This window comes from Elizabethkingia argenteiflava (assembly GCF_009904105.1).
In the GTDB taxonomy this organism is placed as follows: Bacteria; Bacteroidota; Bacteroidia; order Flavobacteriales; family Weeksellaceae; genus Elizabethkingia; species Elizabethkingia argenteiflava.
Genome location: NZ_JAAABJ010000494.1, coordinates 1 through 255, shown reverse-complemented (window position 1 = coordinate 255; position 255 = coordinate 1). Strand labels below are relative to the sequence as shown.

The 255-nt window shown below is 37.6% G+C and carries 1 protein-coding gene; it reads left to right on the top strand.

Annotated elements, in window-relative coordinates; all coding sequences use genetic code 11:
- The coding region (locus GNY06_RS06570) for a helix-turn-helix domain-containing protein (protein ID WP_166519326.1) at window positions 1-255 on the top strand (255 nt) is incomplete at both ends.

Below are 255 nucleotides of genomic sequence, written 5' to 3'. Positions count from 1 at the left end.
ATTAGCACAACATTTAGGAAATGTATCCAAAGCCTGTAAAGTAATGGGCTATTCCCGAGACCGTTTTTATCGATTCAAAGAACTGTATGAGCAAGGAGGTGAATTAGCATTACAGGAAATCTCCAGACGAAAGCCAGTATTAAAGAATCGTGTAGATGAAGTTATTGAAAAGGCTGTTGTTGATATAGCCATTGAGAACCCTACTTTGGGGCAGCTTAGAGTAAGTAATGAACTTAAAAAGCAAGGTTTCATTGT